Origin of the sequence: Saccharothrix luteola, assembly GCF_020859565.1 — a bacterium.
In the GTDB taxonomy this organism is placed as follows: domain Bacteria; phylum Actinomycetota; class Actinomycetes; order Mycobacteriales; family Pseudonocardiaceae; genus Actinosynnema; species Actinosynnema luteola.
In genome coordinates, this window is record NZ_JAJHUO010000011.1 from 50706 (window position 1) to 71595 (window position 20890).

Annotated in this window: 23 protein-coding genes; 14 read left to right on the plus strand and 9 right to left on the minus strand. The window is 72.3% G+C overall.

The annotated features are described in order from the left end of the window. Window positions 1-91: 91 nt before the first annotated feature. Window positions 92-1057, plus strand: a complete 966-nt coding sequence (locus LNK82_RS16845) for a hypothetical protein (protein WP_230567936.1) — start codon at window positions 92-94, stop codon at window positions 1055-1057. Window positions 1058-1154: 97 nt separating this feature from the next. Here the strand turns inward: LNK82_RS16845 and LNK82_RS16850 are convergent, their stop codons facing one another. Continuing rightward, window positions 1155-2534 carry an amidase family protein gene (locus LNK82_RS16850; RefSeq protein WP_230567937.1) on the minus strand — a complete coding sequence of 460 codons (1380 nt, stop codon included), beginning with the start codon at window positions 2532-2534 and terminating at the stop codon, window positions 1155-1157. Window positions 2535-2570: 36 nt separating this feature from the next. After that, window positions 2571-2948 (minus strand): DUF1707 SHOCT-like domain-containing protein, encoded by a 378-nt coding sequence (locus LNK82_RS46770; RefSeq protein ID WP_268996550.1) that lies wholly within the window; start codon window positions 2946-2948, stop codon window positions 2571-2573. Window positions 2949-3048: 100 nt separating this feature from the next. Here LNK82_RS46770 and LNK82_RS16860 point away from each other — a divergent pair, with 100 nt between their 5' ends. Further along, the gene (locus LNK82_RS16860) at window positions 3049-3933 is read left to right on the plus strand and encodes a pentapeptide repeat-containing protein (protein WP_230567938.1); all 885 of its coding nucleotides are present in this window, start codon (window positions 3049-3051) and stop codon (window positions 3931-3933) included. A gap of 26 nt (window positions 3934-3959) precedes the next feature. On the opposite strand, the gene LNK82_RS16865 is transcribed toward LNK82_RS16860, so the two are convergent. Beyond that, on the minus strand, window positions 3960-4472 hold the full coding sequence (locus tag LNK82_RS16865; RefSeq protein ID WP_230567939.1) for a CGNR zinc finger domain-containing protein: 513 nt from the start codon (window positions 4470-4472) through the stop codon (window positions 3960-3962). A 198-nt stretch (window positions 4473-4670) separates the two neighbouring features. Here LNK82_RS16865 and LNK82_RS16870 point away from each other — a divergent pair, with 198 nt between their 5' ends. Continuing rightward, entirely contained in the window at window positions 4671-5345 is a 675-nt protein-coding gene (locus tag LNK82_RS16870; protein WP_230567940.1) for a TetR/AcrR family transcriptional regulator, read from the plus strand. Here the strand turns inward: LNK82_RS16870 and LNK82_RS47705 are convergent. Beyond that, window positions 5250-6137 (minus strand): ferredoxin family protein, encoded by an 888-nt coding sequence (locus tag LNK82_RS47705; RefSeq protein WP_230567941.1) that lies wholly within the window; start codon window positions 6135-6137, stop codon window positions 5250-5252. The genes LNK82_RS16870 and LNK82_RS47705 overlap by 96 nt on opposite strands. Window positions 6138-6280: 143 nt before the next feature. Here LNK82_RS47705 and LNK82_RS16880 point away from each other — a divergent pair, with 143 nt between their 5' ends. The 3 genes from LNK82_RS16880 to LNK82_RS16890 all read left to right on the plus strand — a co-directional run bounded on the left by LNK82_RS16880 (window position 6281) and on the right by LNK82_RS16890 (window position 8471). Next, on the plus strand, window positions 6281-6979 hold the full coding sequence (locus LNK82_RS16880; RefSeq protein ID WP_230567942.1) for an alpha/beta fold hydrolase: 699 nt from the start codon (window positions 6281-6283) through the stop codon (window positions 6977-6979). Continuing rightward, window positions 6967-7680 carry an SDR family oxidoreductase gene (locus LNK82_RS16885; protein ID WP_230567943.1) on the plus strand — a complete coding sequence of 238 codons (714 nt, stop codon included), beginning with the start codon at window positions 6967-6969 and terminating at the stop codon, window positions 7678-7680. Before LNK82_RS16880 ends, LNK82_RS16885 begins: the two co-directional genes overlap by 13 nt. A 170-nt stretch (window positions 7681-7850) precedes the next feature. After that, window positions 7851-8471: a class I SAM-dependent methyltransferase gene (locus tag LNK82_RS16890; protein WP_230567944.1), complete on the plus strand. Its 621-nt coding sequence runs from the start codon at window positions 7851-7853 to the stop codon at window positions 8469-8471. A 197-nt stretch (window positions 8472-8668) separates the two neighbouring features. Here the strand turns inward: LNK82_RS16890 and pip are convergent, their stop codons facing one another. After that, on the minus strand, window positions 8669-9613 hold the full coding sequence (gene pip / locus LNK82_RS16895) for a prolyl aminopeptidase (protein WP_230567945.1): 945 nt from the start codon (window positions 9611-9613) through the stop codon (window positions 8669-8671). Between the two features lie 43 nt (window positions 9614-9656). On the opposite strand from pip, the gene LNK82_RS16900 reads away from it, so the two are divergent. After that, a complete protein-coding gene (locus LNK82_RS16900) occupies window positions 9657-10124 on the plus strand; it encodes a MarR family winged helix-turn-helix transcriptional regulator (protein WP_230567946.1) in 468 nt (155 codons plus the stop codon). 30 nt (window positions 10125-10154) lie between these two features. Here the strand turns inward: LNK82_RS16900 and LNK82_RS16905 are convergent, their stop codons facing one another. After that, a complete protein-coding gene (locus tag LNK82_RS16905; protein WP_230567947.1) occupies window positions 10155-11099 on the minus strand; it encodes a helix-turn-helix transcriptional regulator in 945 nt (314 codons plus the stop codon). A gap of 91 nt (window positions 11100-11190) precedes the next feature. Between LNK82_RS16905 and LNK82_RS16910 the strand changes: the two genes are divergently transcribed. Both LNK82_RS16910 and LNK82_RS16915 read left to right on the plus strand, forming a co-directional pair. Beyond that, window positions 11191-11604, plus strand: coding sequence for a VOC family protein (locus LNK82_RS16910; protein ID WP_230567948.1), 414 nt, complete (start codon window positions 11191-11193; stop codon window positions 11602-11604). Window positions 11605-11700: 96 nt separating this feature from the next. Next, entirely contained in the window at window positions 11701-12912 is a 1212-nt protein-coding gene (locus LNK82_RS16915) for a glycosyltransferase family 2 protein (protein ID WP_230567949.1), read from the plus strand. 776 nt (window positions 12913-13688) lie between these two features. Here LNK82_RS16915 and LNK82_RS48595 read toward each other — a convergent pair. Further along, window positions 13689-14102 (minus strand): CysS/YqeB C-terminal domain-containing protein, encoded by a 414-nt coding sequence (locus LNK82_RS48595; protein WP_443706259.1) that lies wholly within the window; start codon window positions 14100-14102, stop codon window positions 13689-13691. Window positions 14103-14151: 49 nt separating this feature from the next. Further along, a complete protein-coding gene (locus tag LNK82_RS16920) occupies window positions 14152-14757 on the minus strand; it encodes a TetR/AcrR family transcriptional regulator (RefSeq protein WP_230567950.1) in 606 nt (201 codons plus the stop codon). 92 nt (window positions 14758-14849) lie between these two features. On the opposite strand from LNK82_RS16920, the gene LNK82_RS16925 reads away from it, so the two are divergent. Beyond that, the gene (locus tag LNK82_RS16925; protein WP_230567951.1) at window positions 14850-15821 is read left to right on the plus strand and encodes a tyrosine-type recombinase/integrase; all 972 of its coding nucleotides are present in this window, start codon (window positions 14850-14852) and stop codon (window positions 15819-15821) included. Here LNK82_RS16925 and LNK82_RS16930 read toward each other — a convergent pair. Then, window positions 15731-16204, minus strand: a complete 474-nt coding sequence (locus LNK82_RS16930; protein ID WP_230567952.1) for a hypothetical protein — start codon at window positions 16202-16204, stop codon at window positions 15731-15733. The two genes, LNK82_RS16925 and LNK82_RS16930, sit on opposite strands and share 91 nt — an antisense overlap. A 533-nt stretch (window positions 16205-16737) precedes the next feature. Between LNK82_RS16930 and ku (LNK82_RS16935) the strand changes: the two genes are divergently transcribed. The 4 genes from ku (LNK82_RS16935) (at window position 16738) to ligD (LNK82_RS16950) (ending at window position 20883) form a co-directional block, all read left to right on the plus strand. Next, window positions 16738-17529 (plus strand): non-homologous end joining protein Ku, encoded by a 792-nt coding sequence (gene ku, locus LNK82_RS16935; protein ID WP_230567953.1) that lies wholly within the window; start codon window positions 16738-16740, stop codon window positions 17527-17529. A 94-nt stretch (window positions 17530-17623) separates the two neighbouring features. Continuing rightward, window positions 17624-18505, plus strand: a complete 882-nt coding sequence (ku, locus tag LNK82_RS16940; RefSeq protein ID WP_268996552.1) for a non-homologous end joining protein Ku — start codon at window positions 17624-17626, stop codon at window positions 18503-18505. 16 nt (window positions 18506-18521) lie between these two features. Beyond that, window positions 18522-19988: a non-homologous end-joining DNA ligase gene (ligD, locus tag LNK82_RS16945; RefSeq protein ID WP_230567955.1), complete on the plus strand. Its 1467-nt coding sequence runs from the start codon at window positions 18522-18524 to the stop codon at window positions 19986-19988. Continuing rightward, complete coding sequence (ligD, locus tag LNK82_RS16950) at window positions 19978-20883, plus strand: non-homologous end-joining DNA ligase (protein ID WP_230567956.1); 906 nt, start codon at window positions 19978-19980, stop codon at window positions 20881-20883. Before ligD (LNK82_RS16945) ends, ligD (LNK82_RS16950) begins: the two co-directional genes overlap by 11 nt. Window positions 20884-20890: the final 7 nt, after the last annotated feature.

The following is a 20890-nucleotide window of genomic DNA, read 5'->3' on the forward strand; positions in this document are numbered from 1 at the left end:
GCCCCTTTCGCGTGGTCGGGGCGGGTCCGGCGGGCCGGTGGGCGTCCGAGTGGGTCTCGTGGGGCCGGTCGGTGTGCGGTTGGATGTCGCGGTGGATGCCTTACCCGGTCGTGCGGCGGCCGCCCTGGCCCGTGTCGACGCACCCTGGTCGGTGCGGTGGGACGAGTTGGCGGCGGTGGTGGCGGAGCTGTCGGCTGTGGTGCGGGGCGGGCCGGGCGCGCGGGTGGTGGCGCGGGAGTTGGCCGAGGTGCTGGTGCGGGCCGCGCAGGGCAGCGAGCAGCGGGTGGCGTTGGCGGGGTTGGTGGACCGGGTGCTGGACCTGCACGCGGTGGCGTGCGCGGCCGGGCCGTCGGTGGACGGTCGGGAGTTGGCGGCGTGGTTGTTGTGGGTGCAGACGGACTTCGCCGAGCCGCCGGAGGTGCGGTTGGCGGCGTACGCGTCGGCGTTGGGCGAGGACGGGCTGGCGTTCTACCGGGCGGAGGCGGTGGCGCGGTTCGAGCGGTTGCCGGTGATCGGGTTCGGGGAGACCGGGCGCTACGACCGGGAGCGGTGGGCGTTGCTGCGGGTGATGGAGGAGTTGGCCGAGCACACCGGTGACGTGGACCTGCAGGTGTTGGTGTTGTCGCGGGACCTGTCGTCGGGCTGGCACTACCTGCGGGTGGCGACGGTGCTGCGGGACGCGGGCCGGTCGGCGGAGGCGGTGGCGTGGGTGGAGCGGGGTCTGGCGGCGACGGGTGGGCGTGGCGCGGCGACCCGGTTGGTGGACCTGGGTGTGGACGAGTGCCTGCGCGCGGGGTGGGTGGAGCGGGCGGTGGACCTGCGGCGGCGGGCGTTCCTGGCGCATCCGGTGTGGGAGTCCTACGTGCGGCTGCGGGCGGTGGCGTCGTCGTCGGGTGACTGGCCCGCGGTGCGCGAGGAGGTGCTGGGGCGGGTGGCGGAGGGCGCGGACGACGTGCTGCGGCACGTGGTGGAGGGCGAGTTGGCGGCGGTGTCGGGCGGCGTGGTGCCGGAGTGGTTGCAGCGGTGGCGGTCGGAGTTGGCGTGGCGGGAGCGGTAGCCGGGTGTTCCGAGCGTTCCACTCGGGGGTCGTGAGCGTAGGACACGCGCGTTCCGGGCGTAGGACTCACGCGGGCTGGGCGTAGGACTCTCGCGGGTCAGGGGTGGGCGGGTGGGCGGCGGTCGGCCCAGGGGCGGGCGCGTTCGAGTTGGCCGGCGGCGGTGAGGATGGTGCGGTCGTCGTCGGTGGTGGCGACGAGCTGCACGGCCAGGGGCAGGCCGGTGCGGGTGTGGCCGGCGGGGACGGACGCGGCGGGGTTGCCGGTGATGTTCCACAGGGGCAGGAACGTGGTCATGCGGGCGGCGGCGAGCAGCGCGGCGAGGGTGGGTCGGCGGTTCCACTCGCCCACGCGCAGGGGCGGCCGGGTGAGCACGGGGGTGAGCAGCAGGTCGTGGTGGTCGAAGAGCCGGTTGGCGTGGTCGGTGAGCTTCGCGGTCTGGGAGAGGGCGGCGCGCACGGCGGGCGCGGGCAGGGAGCGGCCGAGGGCGGCGACGGCGCGGGTGCGGGCGTCGAGCCGGTCGGGTCGGTCCAGGGCCCGTTCGGTGGTGGCGGCGCTGTGCAGGTAGCGGGCGGCGAGCACGGCGGGTCCGGCGACGTCGTGCAGGGTGTCGGGGTCGACGCGGGTGACGTCGTGGCCGAGGTCGGCGAGCAGGCCCGCGGTGTCGAGGACGGCGTCGCGGACTTCCGCGTCGACGGGGATGCCGCGGCCCCAGGTGCGCAGGGACACGGCGATGCGCAGGGTGCGGGTGGCGGTGACGGCGGCGGTGTGGTCGTCGCCGGGTGCGAGGACGTCCAGGAGCAGGGCGGCGTCGGCGACGTGGCGGGTGATGGGCCCGGCGGCGACCAGGCCTCCCCAGACGTCGCGGTCGGGGGTCAGCGGCACGTGGCCGCGTTGGGGTTTGAGGCCGAACAGGCCGGTGCAGGCCGAGGGGATGCGGATGGAGCCCGCGCCGTCGGTGCCGACGGCGGCTCCGACGAGGCCGGCGGCGACGGCGGCGGCCGATCCGCCGCTGGACCCGCCGGGCGAGTGGTCGGGTGACCAGGGGTTGCGGGTGGCGCCGGCCCAGGTGGACTCGGTGTAGGGCCACAGGCCGAGTTCGGGCATGCGGGTGCGGCCGACGATGACGGCGCCGGCGTCGCGCAGGCGGCGGACGATCTCGGAGTCGGCGGGCGCGGTGGTGTCGACGGCGGCGGTGCCCTTGGTGGTGGGCAGTCCGGCGATGGCGAGGTCTTCCTTGACCGCGACGGGCACGCCGAGCAGGGGTGCGTCCTCGCCGCGGGCGAGGCGGGCGTCGGCTCCCTCGGCGTCGGCGAGGGCGCGGTCGGTGAACACGAGCCGGAACGCGTTGAGGCTCCGGTCGTGCCGGTCGATGCGGCGCAGGCATTCGGCGACGAGGGCGCGTGAGGTGAGCGCGCCGGATCGCAGCAGTTCGGCCTGTCGGGCGGCGCCCGCGAAGCACGCGTCGGTCAGGTCCATGGGGCGGACTCTAGGGCAGGAGCGGGCGCGGGTGGATCAGGCCGCCGGGGTGATCGGGTCGTGCCGCCGGCGGTGTCGCAGGCCGCGGTGCACGAGCAGGGCGATGAGCAGCAGCGGCCACGGGAACGGCAGGGGTGAGGCGATCCAGGCGACGGCGAGGACGAACAGGACGATCGGCAGCATCGGTGGCCGGTGTCGTGCGGGCGGCGCCGGCGGTGGTGGTGGCGGTGCGGGCAGGTCGGCGGTGAGGGCGGCCAGCTCGTGGTGGTGCACGGCGGTGTAGGCGGCGGCGATGCGGTCGTCGGCTTCGGCGAGGGTGAGGCGGCCTTCGCCGACGGCGTCGCGCAGCCGGGCGGCGGTGTGGTCGCGGTCGGCGTCGGAGGCGCGCGGGGCGGGGGTGTGGGTCGGTTCCATGCCGTCGATGCTCCGCTCCGGGGCGTGTCGCGGCGTCGGGCACGAAGCGGTGACGGGAAGTACGTCCGTGGACGTACGCGGGACGGGCATGATCGGGGGTATGTCGTCGTGGCTGATGCCGTTGGCGGTGGCCGTGGTCATCGTCTGGATTGGCGTGCGTCATGCGCGCGCGTCGCGTTCGGAGACGTTGTTGGACGAGCACGCGCGGCGGCGGGTGGGGCCGGACGCGGGTGCGGCGCCGGCTCCGGTGTCGGTGTGGCGCGAGGCGAACCGGTTGTTCCGGGCCGGTGAGGAGGAGGGGTTGTTGCTGTTGGCCGAGATCGGCCGGCAGGTGCCGCGGCGGCGGCAGGCGGTGGTGACGTCGTGGTTGGCGGCGTTGCGGGGCGGGGTGAGCCTGGGGTTGGACGCGCCGTGGCGCACGGCGGTGCAGCGGGAGTTGGTGTCGCACCTGCGGCCGGGCGCGGATTTCTGGCCGGGGATGGACGTGGTGGCGCCGGGGGCGATCCTGGTGGACTTCGACCTGTCGGGGTGTCGGGTGAACCGGGTGGACCTGATGGGCGCGGTGTTCCTGGGTGACGCGCGGTTCGAGGCGATGACGGTGACGGGTGACGCGAACTTCGCGGGCGCCCGGTTCCTGCGGCACGCGGTGTTCACGGAGGCGTTGTTCGCGCGGTCGGCGTCGTTCGGGTTGGCGGTGTTCGCGGGGAACGTGTCGTTGCGGTCGGCGCAGGTGGCCGACCAGTTGGTGTTCGCGCGGGCGAAGGTGTCGGGTCGGGCGGACCTGCGGCGGGCCGAGGTGTCGGGTCGGGCGGATTTCCGGCACGTGCGGTTCGGCGGCCGGGCGTTGTTCGGTGACGTGGTGTTCCACCAGGACGCGTGGTTCCGGCACGCGTGGTTCCGCGGTCGCACGGACGTGGGGTCGGCGTTGATCGGCGAGGCGGCGGAGTTCGGCAACGCCCGCTTCGGCCGCCGCGTCATGCACTGACCGCGCCGTCCGGGGCTGCCCGGGGGTCAGGCGGTGCGGGTGCGGTGGTCGGCGACGTGGACGCGGTTGGCGCAGCGGGTGGTGCAGAAGCGGCGGCGGCCGTTGCGCGAGGTGTCGACGTAGACGGTGCCGCAGCCGGGTCGTGCGCAGCGGCCGAGGCGGCCGGGGTCGTCGCAGACGACGTGGGCGAGGCCGGCGGCGGTGAAGGCGCGCAGCCGTTGGGGTGTGGGCGCGTGTTCGGGTGCGAAGTGCAGGTGGGGCCGTCGGCCGTCGTGGGTGGAGATGTAGGGCTTGGCGGCGCCTTCGGCGAGCAGGTCGTTGACGAGGGCGATCTGGTCGGGGGTGTGGTCGAAGACGGGTGAGAGGCGGGCGGCCCAGGCGGTGAGGTCGCGGGCCTGGTCGTCGTCGAGGGCGCCGAGGGGTTTGTAGTCGTGCTCGCGCAGCAGGTCGAGCAGCTCGTCGGCGGTGCTGTCGGGGTCGGCGTTGACCAGCGCGGCGGCGAGTTCGGCCGCCGCCCCGCCGTAAGGGTTGAAATGCACTGAACCATGACATCACGCTGGTGGGGTGAACACCAGTTGTCCTTGTTGCGGGTGGCCCAGTGCCGAGCGTGTGTATCCGGTGTCGTCGCACGGCGCGGTGGACTACGTGCGCTGCGTGTGCGGGGTGTGGTTGGTGCTGGAGGCCGGGCGGGTGGTGGCGACGGCGGGCCGGCCTCGATCGACTAGTGTCCCGTCACCGTGACGAGCCGTCGGGACCTGTTGTGCGACTGTGCGATCTCGGTGCTGGCGGCGGAGGGCGGCCGGGGCCTGACGCACCGCGCGGTGGACCGGGCGGCGGGCGTGCCGGAGGGCACGACGAAGAACTACTTCCCGTCGCGGGACGCGTTGCTGGGCGCGGCGGCGGCGCGGATGACGGCGTTGCACGCGGCGGCGGTGCGGCGGTTGCGGGAGACGACGCCGGAGGGCATCACCCCGGCCGAGGTGGCGGAGCTGTACCCGGCGTTGTTGCGCCGCGCGGTGGTGGAGGACCCCACGCAGCTGCTGGCGATGGCGGAGCTGTACCTGGAGGCGGTGCGCCGGCCGGGTGTGCGCGCGGCGCTGGGTCGGATGGCGGTGTCGAACGCGCAGGCGGGCGCGGGGCTGCACGCGGCGGCGGGCCTGCCGAGCACCGCGCGGGACGCGGGCCTGCTGGACGCGTACTTCCTGGGTGTGGCGGTGTCGTTGTTGGCGCTGCCCGCGGACGCGTTGGGCGCGGTGGGCCTGGACGACGCCCGCGCGGTGGGCCTGGGCCTGTTCCGCGCGACGGTGCCGGGACGCTCAGGCGGCGGGGACGAGCCGGCGCACGGCGGTGGCGACGAGCCCGGTGGCCGGGGTGGGGGCCGCGCCGCAACTGGCGGGCCGGGAGGCCGGTAGGTCGCGGCTGTCGACGGTGACGTGCCAGGCGCTGCCGTCGGCGTGGTGGACGGTGTCGCCGTGCACGGTGAGCACGTCGCGGTGTTCGCCGGTGAGGTCGCGGACGGCGAGTTCGGCGACCTGGCCGTGCGGCGGGTGGGTGGAGCGGCCCCGGCACCGCTCGGTGACGACGTGGCCTCGGGCGGCGTGGTCGAGCAGCCGGGCGGCGAAGTCGGTGTCGAGGCGGCCGTAGGTGTAGCCGGTGGGCAGCAGCACGCCGGTGGGCGCGAAGCGGTGCCCGCCGGTGTGGGTGCACTCCCACACGGTGTCGGGTCGGGCGGCGGCGAGGGCTTCGGCCAGTGGCCGGCCGCGCAGGGCGCAGCACACGTCGCGGCGGCTGTTGGCGCACACGAGCAGCAGCGGCCCGGTGACCGGTGTGCCGAGCCCGGTGGGAACGCCCGCGGCGAGGGCGGCGAAGTCGAGGTCGAGCAGGGCCGCGGGGTCGGCGAGGTCGGTCTGCTCCAGCCGCGGCCGGCCGGGGGTGGTGGCGGCGAGGTAGACGCGCCGCGGCGCGTCGTGGTGGGTGTCGGCGTGGCGGCCGGGCCGGCGGATGAGCAGGACGCGGACGCCGGTGTCGGCGGCGCGGCGGGCCAGTTCGGCGCCGAGCGCGGGGTCGAGGCGGCTCTGGGTGAGCGCGTCGCGTCCCCAGGGCCCGGGTTGTTCGAGGCAGATCCAGGCGGCGGCGGTCGCGGCGGTGCCCGCCTGGGGTTCCTCGAGGTCCGCGGAGATCGCGGCGCAACGCGGCTCGGTCACGCCTTCAGAGTGCCCTGGCACGGCCGTTCGAGTGACACCGGGGTACGGGTTCACGCGTTCGGGCGGCTCGTGGTCGCGGTGGGTATGCCGTGTTCGCGACGGGTGGACGCCGTCCGGGCCGGTCGGGACGTAGGTTCGGGGTCATGGTGATCACGGGTGAGGCGGCGGGGGTGCGGTTCGTGGCGACGCCGCCGGTGCGGGGCGGTCGGCGATTGGTGGTCGTGTGGCACCTGATGGGCGAGCCGGGCACGCCGGAGGCGATGGCCGAGGCGCTGCCGCTGACGGGGGTGGACGCCTGGCGGCTGTACGCGGCGCTGCCGGCGTGGGGCGAAGGCCCGGACCAGGTGGTCGACGGGTACTCGGCGATGGTGGAGTCGGGGGTGGCCGCGATGCCCGCCCTGGTCGCGGCGGCGCGGACGGAGTTCGGCTGCGACGACGGGCCGGTGGACCTGGTCGGCGGTTCGGCGGGCGGGCACATCGCGTTGACGACGGCGCTGCGGCGCGTGGTGCCGGTGCGGCGGGTGGCGGTGGTGAACCCGGCGGTGCGGGTGCAGGCGGTGGTGGAGGCGTCGACCGAGGTGGGCGCCCTGGACTCCTACACCTGGACGGACGCGGCACGGGCGGCGGTGGAGCCGTTGGACGTGCTCGCGCGGGCCGGGGAGCTCGACGTGCCGCTGCTGGTGGTGCGCGGCGAGCAGGAGTACCCGGCGTTCCGGCCGGTGCAGGCGCGGTTGTGCGCCGCCGTGCCGGGCGCGCGCCTGGTGGACGTGCCGGGATTGGCGCACATGCTGGTGACCGCGCAGGACGTGGTGGACGCGGAGGTGACGGCGTGGCTGGCCTGATCGTGGTGACGGGCGGGAGCCGGGGCATCGGCGCGGCGGTGGTGCGCCGGGTGGCCGCCGACGGGCACCGGGTGGTGATCGGCTACCGGACCTCGACGGAACAGGCCGAGGCGTTGGCGCGGGAGGTCGGCGGCGTCGCCGTGCGGGCGGAGGTGTCCGACGAGGCGGACGTGGACGCCCTGTTCGACGCCACCGCGGCGCTCGGGCAGGTGACGGGCGTGGTCGTCAACGCCGGGATCACCAGCCCCGTGGGTCCGCTGGCGCAGCTGCGGACCGAGGACCTGCGCCGGGTGGTCGACGTCAACGTGGTGGGCGCCTTGTTGTGCGCGCGGCGGGCGGCACGGGACCTGGTGGCGGGCGGGTCGATCGTGTCGCTGTCCTCGGCCGCGGCCACGGTGGGCTCGCCGGGCGAGTACGTGCACTACGCGGCGACCAAGGCGGCGGTGGACGCGATGACCGTGGGGCTGGCCAAGGAACTGGGGCCGCGGGGGATCCGGGTGAACGCGGTGGCCGCGGGCACGGTCCGCACGGAGATCCACGAGCTGTCCGGGGTGCCGGACCGTCCCGACCGGGTGGCGTCGGCGATCCCGTTGGGCCGGCCCGGCGAACCCGAGGAGATCGCGGAGGCGGTGGCCTGGCTGTTGAGCGACGCGGCGTCGTTCACCACCGGCGCGGTGCTGCGGGTCGCCGGAGGGCTGTGAGCACGTGTCCAACCACCGACGAGCACGCGGACAACCACCGACAGGCCGGCCCGCACGCGGCCCTACCATCACGGCATGGTGCGACCGCCGCTCAGCCAGTCCGAGTCGTCCGAGGCGGTCGGGTCGTCGAGGGACGCGCTGTCCCGGGCGCCCCGAAGGGCGTCATCCCGGTGATCAGCGGCCCGGTGGAGGACTTCGTCCGCTCGGTCACGAGTGCGCGACCGGTCCCGTTGACCCCGGACATCGTGCTGCGCACCGCCGACGACGTGATCGCCCTGTGGGAACGCACCGGCTCGCCGGAGCCACCATTCTGGGCGTTCCCCTGGGCGGGAGGCCAGGCGCTGGCCCGGCACGTGCTCGACCACCCGGAGCTCGTCGCGGGCCGCCGGGTGCTGGACCTGGCGTCGGGCTCCGGGCTGGTGGCGGTCGCGGCGGCCCGCGCGGGCGGCCTGGTCACGGCCAACGACATCGACCCCGTCGCGGTGGCGGCGATCGACCTCAACGCCCGCGCCAACGACGTCACCGTCACCATCGCCGCCGGCGACCTGCTCGACACCGACCCCGAGGTCGACGTGCTGCTGGCCGGCGACGTCTTCTACGACCGCGACATGGCCGCCCGGGTCGAGCCGTTCCTGCTGGCCGCGCACCGCCGCGGCGCCCTGGTGCTGGTGGGCGACCCGCAACGGTCGTTCCTGCCGCGCGGCTGGACCCTCGTCGACGCCTTCCCGGTGCCGGTGCCACCGGACCTGGAAGGCGTCGCGGTCAGGACGACCAGCGTCTGGCGCCTCTAGCGGACCTTCGACGGGCCGGAGGCTGCTCGAACCACCCCGTCGGACGGTTCACCGGACCTTCGGCCCCGGGCAACCCACCGCCCGTCACGACGTGGCCCGGGGAAGGGAGTCCGAAGCACCTCGCGAACGACCTGGCACAGCCGGAATAGGACGGACCTGATCCAGCATCGGACGTGGTCCGGGTCGAGCACAGGCGCTCAGCGCCGCGCGAACCGGTCCGTCGCGGCCAGCACCGCCTCCGCCATCCCCGGGTCCGACACCGCGTGCGACGCGCCCCGCACCACCACCAGCTCCGCGTCCGGCCACGTCCGGGCCAGCTCCCACGCCGTCCACAGCGGGCCCTGCAGGTCCAACCGACCGTGCACCAGGATCGCCGGGATGCCGTGCAACCGCTCCACGTCCCGCAGCACCTGACCGTCCTCCAACCACACCTTGTGGCTGAAGTAGTGCGCGCACAACCGCGCGAACGCCATCCGCCACGCCGGGTCCGCCATCCGCGGCCCCGGCCGGTAATCCGGATCCAGCGACACGATCGAGGACTCCCAGTCCGTCCAGTCCGTCGCCGCCTTCTCCCGCACCGCCGGATCCGGGTCGTTCAGCAACGCGTGGTACGCCGCCACCAGGTCCGTGGCGCCCTCGCCCGCGCCGTCGCGGAACCTCGACCACTGCTCCGGGAACAGCATGCCCAGCCCGTGGTAGAGCCAGTCCAGCTCGGCGTACCGGCCCGACGTGATCGCGACCAGCACGATGTCCGTCACCCGGTGCGGGAACAGCTGCGCGTACCGCAGGCCGAGCGTCGAACCCCACGACCCGCCGAACACCATCCACCGCTCGACGCCCAAGTGCTCCCGCAACCGCTCGATGTCGGCCACCAGGTGCGCCGTCGTGTTCACCGACAGGTCCGTCGCGTACGCGCTCGCGTGCGGCCGACTGCGGCCACTGCCGCGCTGGTCCAGCAGCACGATCCGGTACGCCTCCGGGTCGAACTGCCGACGCATGCCGGGGGAGCAGCCCGTGCCCGGCCCACCGTGCAGGCACACCACCGGCTTGCCCTCCGGGTTGCCGCACACCTCCCAGTACACGAGGTTGCCGTCGCCGACGTCCAACATCCCGTGCTCGTACGGCTCGATCTCCGGGTACATCCACCCCTCCTCACAGATACAACAGCGCTGTTACATTAGGGGAGTGGACCACGCACCCGCCGGCGAATACCTCGGCACCCGCCTCCGCCACCTGCTCGACCTCCTCGAAGGAGACGTCGCCCGCGTCTACACCGACCTCGGCCTACCGGGCTTCCGCCCCCGCTACACCCCGGTCATCCGCCTGGTCCACACCAGAGGACCGCTGTCCATCCGCGACCTCGCCGACACCATCGGCGTCACCCACTCCGCCATCAGCCAGACCGTCAACCAGATGCGCCGCGACGGCCTCGTCGACCTCCACCCCGGCGACGACGCCCGCAGGCGCATCGTCCACCTCACCGACCACGCCCGCGCCATCCTCCCCACCCTCGACGCCGAGTGGAACGCCACCACCGCCGCCGCCCGCGACCTCGACGCCGACCTGCCCTACCCCCTCACCGACCTCGTCGCCGCCGCCCTGCGGGCACTGGGGGAGAAGTCCATGAAAGACCGCATCCACGACCGGATGTGACCATCCCGGGAACCAACCGCGGGAGCGCCCTCACCGCACCGCGTTCCCCGCCACCAACTCCGCACCCAACCGCGCCAACTCCGCCCGCACCTCCTCCGACTCCACCACCTCCACCAACGCACCCCACCCCGCCAACACCTGCGCGATCATCAACGGAGTAGTCGCCGACAACCGCAACCGCACCCGACCACCCACCTCCTCCACCACCTCGCAATGCCGCCCGAACTGATCACCCAACACGTGCGCGAACCGCGACTCCACCGACACCACCGCCGACACCGACGACCGCCGCCGCTCCACCTCCGACACCACCCGCTCCCACGCCACCGACAAGTCGAACCCCTCCGGCCGCACGAACACCTCATCCGTCACCCGCGCCGACACCACCCGATCCACCCGGAACGTCCGCTCACCCGCACCCGTACCCGCCACCAAGTACCAAACCTCGTCCTTGTCCACCAACCCCCACGGCTCCACCACCCGCTCCGACCGCACCCGCCCACGCCCCTCGTACACCAACACCACCCGCCGACGCCCCACCACCGCCTCCTGCAACACACCCACCAACCCCGGCCGCTCCCGACCGACACCACCCCACCCCGCCACATCCACCACCACCGCGTCCGCCGCCGCCTGCGCACCCTCCCGGAACGTCTCCGGCAACGCCCGCACCAACTTCCGCAACGCCGCCCGCACCTCAGGCGACCCCGACGCCGCAGGCCCTACCAACAAGAACAACGCCCGTGCCTCCGACGACGTCAACCCGCTCAGATCCGTCCGCGCACGCCCCACCAACCGCCAACCACCACCACGCCCCGGCTGCGGGTACACCGGCACACCCGCCGACGACAACGCCTCCAGATCCCGCCGCGCCGTCGCCACCGACACCTCCAGCTCACCGGCCAACTCCGCCGCCGTCACCCGCCCCCGCGCCTGCATCAACAACAGGACAGCCACCAACCGGTCCGCACGCATGAACCCAGTCTCGCCCGAAAAGTGCTCACTCGGTGAGCACTTCGACCGCCAAAGTAGGGGACAAGCGACCACCGAACGAACAGGAACCACCATGCTCCGCGGACTCACCACCACCAGCTTCTTCGCCGACGACCTCGACGCCGCCGCCACCTGGTACACCGAGTTCTTCGGCATCGAGCCCTACTTCACCGTCCCCGGCGGCTACATCGAATTCCGCATCGGCGACTACGAACACGAGTTCGGCATCGTCAAGAGCGACTACGCACCCCACGACACCCGCACCGCCCCCGCCGGCGCCATCACCTACTGGGCCGTCGACGACCTCCACGCCACCCTCGACCGCCTCACCGAACTCGGCGCCACACCCCACGACGACCCCAAGGTCCGCGGCGAGGGCTACGTCACCGCCAGCGTCCTCGACCCCTTCGGCAACGTCCTCGGCATCATGGCCAACGCCCACTACCACGACATCCTCGACCGCCTGACCACCACCCGAACCGCCTGAACCGACACCGAAGCGCGGGGGCTGTATCGGTTCCGCGAACCCGATACAGTCCGCTCCTTCCCAGCGCCCGCACCACCAGCGCCCCAAGGAGCCCGGATGCCGCCGCGGATCTCCGTCGTGATCCCCACCTACAACCGCGCCGAACTCCTCCGCCGCACCCTCGACAGCCTCACCGACCAAACCCTCCCGCCCGACGACTACGAAGTCATCGTCGCCGACGACGGCTCGAACGACCACACCGCCGACGTCGTCAAGACCTTCCACGACCGCCTCCACCTGCACTACCACCACCAACCCGACCTCGGCCGCCGCGTCGCACACGCCCGCAACGCCGGCGCCCGCCACGCCACCGCGCCCGTCCTCGCCTTCCTCGACTGCGGCACCCTCGCCGGACCCGACCTCACCCGCGCGCACGCCGACGCCCACACCGCACACCCCACCCTCAACCTCGGCTACGTCCACGGCTACCGCCCCTGGGACCCCACACCCGGCCTCGCCGAAGCCATCGCCACCGGAACCCCGAAGCAGGTCCACCACGACTTCCAAGACCACCCCGGCTTCCGCGACATCCGCCACGAACCCCTCGCCGCCGTCGACTTCCAACCCGACCGGCTCGCCTTCCCCTGGCTCTTCGCCTGGGGCATGAACCTCTCCGTGCGCAGCACCGACTTCGACGCCGTCGGCGGCTTCGACGAACGCTTCGTCACCTGGGGCACCGAAGACATCGAACTCGGCTACCGCCTGCGCCGACACGGCCTCGCCACCCACTTCGACCTGAGCGCCTGGGCCGTCGAACCACCACACGAACGCGACACGGGGGAGATGCTCGCCAGCGCCAAGCGCACCATGCGGCAATTCCTCGACAAGACCCACGAGCCGGACGTCGAACTCGTCTGGGCCTCCCTGGAACGCGACGACCCGCTCATCGCCGAAGCCGAGCACCGCACCCTGACCACCTGGACCGACCAGGCCCGCGACCTCGACGTTCGAACGGAGATCGACCAGCACACCGCCGACGCCGGGGGACCGGTGTGCGTCGTCGGCTGCGGCGACGACATCCCGGACACCCTGCCCGAGGGCAGCGTCCTGATCGACTTCGACGCCGAACTCCTGGCGAAGGCCGGCGGCACGCACGCGCGACACCACGCGATCGGCCTGCAGATCCCGCTGCCGGACAACGCGGTGCAACGCGTCGTCGTCACCTCACGGCTCGACGGCATGTGGCGCACGTGGGGCGACACCATCACCGCGGAGGCCAGGCGCGTGGGCAGGGAAGCGCCCCGGACGCTCCCCGAACGTTCTACTTAACATAATGTAGATTATCGGCGTTACGGACAGCCTGGTCGGCAGGGGTCACGGACGCCGCGAGCCGCAGGTCGGCCACACCGGTGCGACGCGACGTTCACGCGTGACGTTCGCCCGCTCGCCGTCTCACGAACCGTCGTTGCCGCTGTCCGTCCGCACCGTCGTTCATCGGGACGACGCGGCCCACGACCTACCGGTGGGAGCCCCCAGGTCGGGAAGGCCGGGACAGCAAAGTCGAGACAGCACCGAGTCGCCGGTGAGCCTGTCACCGTAGAAACGTCACAGTGACGGATCGCGGGTGGTGTCAGTGGATGTCGGACCAACGCGCATGCCGGGCGCACGTCGGCAGTTGATCATCGAGGCGGGCCGTCAGGGGTCCTCGGCGGGAACCCCGGTCCGGCTCGCCGGGCTCCCTGGACGCACGGCATCACGGTCGCGCGCATCGCACGCAAATGTGCGTTCCAGGGGCGGATCGGGCCGTCGACGAAGCCTTCGAGAGTGGCATCCCCCAGCCGGGGCCCGAACCCCTTCCGGATCCCCTTTTGATGGATAATCCCCATTATCCATCAGTCATGGGATTCTCCGTCGGTTGCCGGCACGAGCTGCGGATCTTGCGGCCCCTGATGTCGACCTGGACGCCCGGATCACCACCGCTCCACTGCACGAAGGGCTTCGCCGCCTGGGCCGACCACAGCCGTCACCTGCCCCGTTGAAGCGTCCCCGCGGGTAGCCCCCTCCCCCGAGGAAGACGGCGTGGCCCTCCCCTACCACGACACCTATTACGACGACTCTCCCGCACGCCGGCGGTACTGCTGCTCGCCGTCCCGGTCCCGGACGGCGAGCCCTTTCGCGCGGAGCTCGTCGAGTGCTTCGGCCGCGGCGCCGGCCTTCTTGTCGGTGAGGGCGCGGTGGCGGGTGCGGAGCAGGGTGTGGGTGGCCGGGTCGAGGTCGGGTGTGCCGTCGATCCAGCGGGTGAACTCGGTTTCGTGCGGGTCGGTCGTGCCGTGCCAGGGGTAGCGGAACCGTTCGAACGCCTCGCGCAGTGCTCTGGTCGGGAGGTCGGTGGCCCGGACTCGGGCGAGTTCGCCCGTGTCGTGGTCCAGGACGACGAGGTCCCGGCCGTCGGTGAAGACGGCGTTGGTCCGGTCGCGCAGCCGAGTGCGGTGCCGCCGGGTCGGAGGAGCCAGAGCCAGGTGGCGGGCATGGTGACGGTGGCGGTGTCGTGGTCGGTGGTTGTCCCCATCAGGTGTCCTCCGGGTCCGGCGGTGGTGGTGCGAGGTAGTGGGTGACGGTGCGGTGGAGTGCGGGGCGGGGGTCGTGGGCGGGGTCGGCGTTGAGGAAGACGGCGTCGACGATCGCGAGGAGCCAGCGGGCGGTGTGGTCGGGGTCGAGGGCGGGGTCGACGGTTCCGTCCTGGATGCCGCGGGTGATGAGGTGTGCGAGTCCTTCGTGGAGGATGCGGGCGTTGCGGGCGACGATGTCGACGAGTTCGGGGTCGCGGCCTGCTTGGCGGAGGAGTTCGACGAGCAGGCCGGGTGCGCTGGGGTCTTGGGCGTCGGCGGCGAGTTCGGTGACGAGTGCGGTGATGGCGGTGACGGGGTGCGGGGTGTGGGTGTGGCGGGCGACGAGGTCTTGGGATCGGGGTAGGTCGCGTTCGAAGACGGAGCGGAAGACGGCTTGTTTGTCGGGGAAGTAGTAGAAGACGGTGGCGGGGCTGAGTCCGGCGGCGCGGGCGATCTGGGCGACGGTGGTCTGGTCGAAGCCGTGGGCTGCGAAGAGGCGGGCGGCGGCGAGGGTGATGGCTTGTCGGCGTTGGGCGACCTGTTGGGTGTCGACGGTGCGTGCCACGGCGCGCCCTTTCATTGACTGATCGGTCAATCGAACTATCCTCCGGGGGCGGTCCCCCGGTTTTGTCGGTGGTGTTTGGTAGGAAGATCGACATGCTGGTGCTTGCCGCTCAGGAGTCGTTCTTCCTCGCTCGTCGGCCGCGGAAGGATTCGCCGCACACGACGGCGGCGTACCGGCGCGACCTGGCGGGTGTCACGGCGTTGTTGTCGGAGGTGACGGGTACTCCCCCGGAGTCGCTGGTGATGGCGGAGTTGACGGCGCGGAACCTGCGTGAGGCGTTCGGGGTGTTCGCGGACTCGCACGCGAAGTCGTCGGTGTTGCGGGCGTGGTCGACGTGGAACCAGTTCCTGACGTTCTGCGTGGCGGAGGAGTTGGTGGCGGGCAATCCGATGGGTGCGGTGGCGCGGCCGAAGACCCCTCCCCTGGTGCCGAAGCCGTTGCGGGGTGAGGACACGCCGGAGCGGTTGTTGGCGGCGGCGGCGGAGGGTGCGCGTCAGGCTCGTGATCCGTGGCCGGAGCGGGATGTGCTGGTGTTGGCGTTGGGGTTGGTGGCGGGGTTGCGGTCGGCGGAGATGCGGACGTTGACGCACGGGTCGGTGGTGGGTCGGCCGGGTGAGCGGCGGCTGCACGTGGCGGGGAAGGGCAATCGGGATCGGTCGGTGCCGATCGAGCCGGCGATGGACCGGATCATCGAGCAGTACGTGGTGTCGTGTCGGCGGCGTTTTCCGCGGGGGCGGTTCGATCGGGGGTCGGCGTTGTTGCGTGATCGGCATGGCGAGCCGATCGGGCGTGGTGGGTTGGAGTACTTGGTGCGGTCGTGCTTCCGGTGGGCGGGGTTGCACGACCGGGTGCCGTCGGGGGCGAACCTGCACGCGTTGCGGCACACGTTCGCGACGCGGTTGGCGGAGGACGGCGCGACGGCGTCGGAGATCATGGCGTTGTTGGGGCACGCGTCGTTGGCGACGTCGCAGAACTACATCGAGGCGACGGCGCGGGAGCGGCGGGCGGCGGTGGCGGGCAATCGGACGTACGCGTCGTTGGCGCGGTTGCCGCGCGGGGAGTAGGTGTTCGAGCCGGGTGGGGCCGTCGGGTCGACCGTCGCGGGTGCTCGGCGGCGTCCGCTCTCCACGTCCGGATCGCTGGGAGGTGGAGAGCGGACGCCGCCCGCGTTCGAGGCGGGGATCAGGGCTTCGTTCTGGCCGAAGTAGCGCCGGGCACGGATGTTCGGGACGTTGTCGAGGTTGCCGGGGTCGCGCCACTCCAGGACGAGCGGGTAGTAGTCGCCCGGCACGTCGGTTCCCCACGGGACGAGGCATCCGCCGAAGGCCCTGTTCCACAGCATCACCCAGCCGTTCTTGCCCCTTGCGTCCCGGCGACTTTCCACTCCGGTGCAGTCGCCCAGGTCGATCCAGCCCGCAGAACGAGCGACGAGGCAGTTGCCGGACACGGCGTGTTCCAGCTGGAGGTTGTCGGCCCCGTCGCCGTCCAGGCACCAGCCCGGGTTTCCGACGTTCTCGTAGTGGGTGTCCCGGAGGTGGCGGACGCCGGGGTGGGGCCGGCTGTCGTCGTCAACGCCGCGGCCAGGACCGCGGTGACCACCAGCCGCCCGAGTTTTCCGATTCGCGACGTTCTGATCATTCGCTTCTCCGTTCTCCACCGGCGACGGGTCGGCGCGTCCGCCCGGACATCTCCACCACGAGTGCGTCGAGCCGGGCTTCCAGCCTGACTTTGGGTGTGGAAGTGGTGACTGCGTGTGCCACCCTGACAGCTCAGTCGCTGGTCGGGGCCGTGTGGGTGACGTCGGTCGGGACCGGTGAGGCCGCGTGTTCGGCAGTCGCGGGTCCCCGCTGTCGTCACGGTGAGTGATGCCCGGGTGCGTATCGGCTCCAGGTCGTGCCGGTCTGCTCGGGAACGTGCTGCCGGGTAGTCCGTGCGGGTGACTTGGGTGAGTCGATGTTCGCACAGGTGTACGCAGGGGTCATGAGGGCTGTGTGGCGTGGTTCGGTGTCGTTCGGGTTGGTGGTGTTCCCGGTGCGGTTGTTCGGGGCCGCGCGGGATCGTGGTGTGCGGTTCCACGAGGTGCACCGGCTGGATGGTGGGCGGGTGCGGCATCGGCGGGTGTGTTCGGTGTGCGGTGCGGGGGTGGAGTTGTCGGAGGTGGCGAAGGGGTTCGTGTTGCCGGATGGTCGGTTGGTGATGGTGGAGGCGGAGGATTTGGCGGGGTTGTCGGCGGGGGTGGAGCCGGCGATCGAGGTGGTGCAGTTCGTGGGTGCGGACGAGGTGGATCCGGTGTTGTGGGGTCGGTCGTACTTCGTGGAGCCGGAGCGGGTGGCGGTGGGGTCGTACGTGGTGTTGCGGGATGTGTTGGTGCGGTTGTCGCGGGTGGCGGTGGTGCGGGCGGGTATGAGGGGTCGGGAGGTGTTGGGTGTGCTGCGGCCTCGGGGTGGGGGTTTGGTGTTGCAGACGTTGGTGTGGCCGGAGTGGGTGCGGGAGCCGGATTCGGATTTCTCGGGTGTGGTGTCGGGTGGTGCGGAGTTGGCGGTGGCGGAGTCGTTGGTGGAGTCGATGACGGCGCCGTTCGACGGGTCGGTGTTCTCCGACGGGTACGGGGAGCGGTTGGAGGGGTTGATCGAGGCGAAGGCGGCGGGTGCGGCGGAGGTGCCGGTGGCGCGGGGGCCGGAGGAGACGGGTGGTGGGGTGGATCTGTTGGGTGCGCTGCGGCGGAGTGTGGAGCGGGTGCGGTCGGGGCGGTCGCGGCGGGAGGGTGGTTGAGGGTTGCGGTGTTTGGTCGCGGAGCCCGCTGATTGTTAGCCCGTTCGAGTGACGCCCTGGTGCGGATCGCGCTGTTCGCGGGTAGTCACGTGGCATGAGGTCCGTGTGGCGTGGCGCGATTTCCTTCGGGTTGGTGACGATCGGTGTCCGGTTGTACACGGCCACGGAGGAGCACGACGTCCGGTTCCACCAGGTGCACCGTGAGGACGGTGGGCGGGTCCGCTACAAGCGGGTGTGCCAGGTGTGCGGCGAGGAGGTCGCCTACGCCGACATCTCGAAGGGGTACGAGCTGGACGACGGTCGGGTCGTGGTGATGGAGGCGGAGGACTTCGACAAGTTGCCGGTGAACACCGATCGGGCGATCGAGGTGTTGGAGTTCGTGCCGGTGGAGGAAGTGGATCCGATCTATCTCCAGAAGTCGTACTACCTGGAGCCGGACAAGGCGGCGACGCGTCCTTACGTGTTGTTGCGGACGGCGTTGGAGCGCAGTGGGCAGTTGGCGGTGGTGAAGATCGCGATTCGTCAGCGGGAGACGTTGGCGTTGTTGCGGGCGCGGGACGACCTGTTGGTGATGCACACGATGTTGTGGCCGGACGAGGTGCGCAAGCCGGAGTTCGAGTTCTTGGACGCGGACGTGGAGGTCCGGCCGCAGGAGTTGAAGATGGCGTCGTCGTTGGTGGAGAGCATGGCGGGGTCGTTCGACCCGGGTGATTTCTCGGATGACTACACGGTGGCGTTGGAGAAGGTGATCGAGGCGAAGGCGGAGGGTGCGGAGTTGCCGGAGCGGCCGGAGGTGGAGGAGGCCGGTGAGGTGATCGACCTGATGACGGCGTTGGAGCGGAGCGTGGAGCAGGCGAAGTCGGCGCGGGGTGGGCGGTCGGCGGCGCGGAAGCCGGCGGCGAAGAAGTCCGCGTCGGGGTCGTCGGGTTCGGGGGCGCGGAAGGCTCCGGCGAAGAAGAAGGCGAAGCCCGCCTGAGGGCGTGGCGGCGGGGATGGGTGGGGATCTTTCGGAGTACCGGCGCAAGCGGGATGCGGGGCGGACGCCGGAGCCGGTGCCGGGTGACGATGCGGTGGTGCCCCGCGGTGGTGACGACACGTTCGTGATCCAGGAGCACCACGCGTCGCGGCTGCACTGGGACGTGCGGTTGGAGCGGGGTGGGGTGTTGGTCTCGTGGGCGGTGCCGAAGGGGTTGCCGCCGGAGCCGGGGACGATCCGGTTGGCGGTGCGGACCGAGGATCACCCGTTGGAGTACGCGTCGTTCTCGGGGGTGATCCCGAAGGGCGAGTACGGCGCGGGTGAGATGGTGATCTGGGATCGGGGTCGGTACGAGACGGTGAAGTGGTCCGACCGCGAGGTGGACGTGGTGTTGCACGGTTCGCGGGTGGAGGGCGAGTTCGTGTTCTTCCGCCGTGAGTCGGGCGGCGGGGCGGACGGGGCGGGCAAGGACTGGATGGTGCGGCGGCGGCACGAGGCGGCGCGCCCGGATTGGGCGCCGTTGCCGGAGTCGCTGTCCCCCATGTTGGCGACGCCCGCGGCGGAGTTGCCGGGGCCGGCGGCGAAGTGGGCGTTCGAGTTCAAGTGGGACGGGGTGCGGGCGATCGCCCGGGTCGAGGGTGGTCGGGTGCGGTTGACGAGCCGGTTGGGCAACGACGTGACGTCGACGTATCCGGAGTTGCAGGGGTTGGGTGCGCAGTTGGGTGTCACGCAGGTGTTGTTGGACGGCGAGATCGTGGCGTTGGAGGGTGGGCGGCCGAGTTTCGGGGCGTTGCAGCAGCGGATGCACGCCTCGGCGGCGCAGGCGCGGCGGTTGGTGGCGGGGACGCCGGTGACGTTCCTGGTGTTCGACGTGTTGCACCTGGACGGCTCCCCCACGCTGGAGTTGCCGTACGCGCGGCGTCGTGAGCTGTTGGAGGGGTTGGGGTTGGCGGGGGCCCATTGGTTGACGCCGAAGGCGTTCCCGGGTCAGGGGGCGGCGGTGTTGGCGGCGAGCCGGGAGCAGGGGTTGGAGGGGGTGGTGGCGAAGCGGCTGGATTCGCGGTACGTGCCGGGTCGGCGGTCGCCGCAGTGGGTGAAGGTGACGGCGGTGGCGACGCAGGAGGTGGTGATCGGGGGGTGGCGGCCGGGTGAGGGCAAGCGCAAGGGCGTGGTGGGGTCGTTGCTGCTGGGCATCCCGGACGGGCGGGGCGGGTTGGTGTTCGCGGGGTCGGTGGGCACGGGGTTCGACCAGGCGGAGTTGGAGCGGTTGACGGCGCGGTTGTCGGCGTCGGGGGTGGCGGGGTCGCCGTTCACGTCGGAGGTGCCGCGGGAGCGGGCGCGGGGTGCGCGGTGGGTGCGTCCGGAGTTGGTGGGTGAGGTGGCGTACCGGCAGTGGACGGCGGACGGTCGGTTGCGGTTCCCGACGTGGCGGGGGTTGCGGCCGGACCGGCTGCCCGGGGAGGTGCGTCGTGGTGACGGGTGAGGCGGTGGTGCGGGTGGAGGGTCGTCGGTTGAAGCTGACGAACCTGGACAAGGTGCTGTACCCGGAGGTGGGGTTCACCAAGGCCGAGGTGATCGACTACTACACGCGGATCGCGCCGGTGTTGTTGCCGCACGTGGCGGGCCGGCCGATGACGGTGCGGCGGTATCCGGACGGGGTGGACGGGAAGTCGTTCTTCGAGAAGAACGCGCCGTCGCACGCGCCGGAGTGGGTGCGGACGGTGCGGGTGGGGACGCCGGGGTCGTCGCGGGGCGCGGAGTACGCGGACTTCGTGGTGGTGGACGACCTGGCGACGGTGGTGTGGTTGGCGAACCTGGCGGCGTTGGAGCTGCACGTGCCGCAGTGGGCGGTGGGTGCGCGGGGTGGGCGGCACTCCCCCGATCTGCTGGTGTTCGACCTGGATCCGGGTGAGCCGGCGACGGTGGTGCAGTGCTGTCGGGTGGCGTGCCGGGTGCGGGAGGTGCTGGAGGGTGACGGGTTGGTGCCGGTGGTGAAGACGTCGGGGTCGAAGGGGTTGCAGGTGTACGCGGCGGTGTCGGTGTCGTCGGCGGAGCGGACGTCGGAGTACGCGAAGGGTGTGGCGCAGCGGTTGGCGCGGGAGTGGCCGGAGGAGGTGGTGTGGCGGATGGCGAAGGCGCAGCGGACGGGGAAGGTGTTGATCGACTGGTCGCAGAACAACCCGGCGAAGACGACGGTGGCGCCGTACTCGCTGCGCGCCCGGCCGCGGCCGTCGGTGTCGACGCCGGTGTCGTGGGACGAGGTGGAGGCGTGCCGGGTGGTGGAGGACCTGGTGTTCCTGGCCGACGAGGTGCGGGAGCGGGTGGACGAGGGGGGTGACCTGTTCGCGGTGGGTGAGCCGTCGCCTCTCCCCCGCTGACCACTCG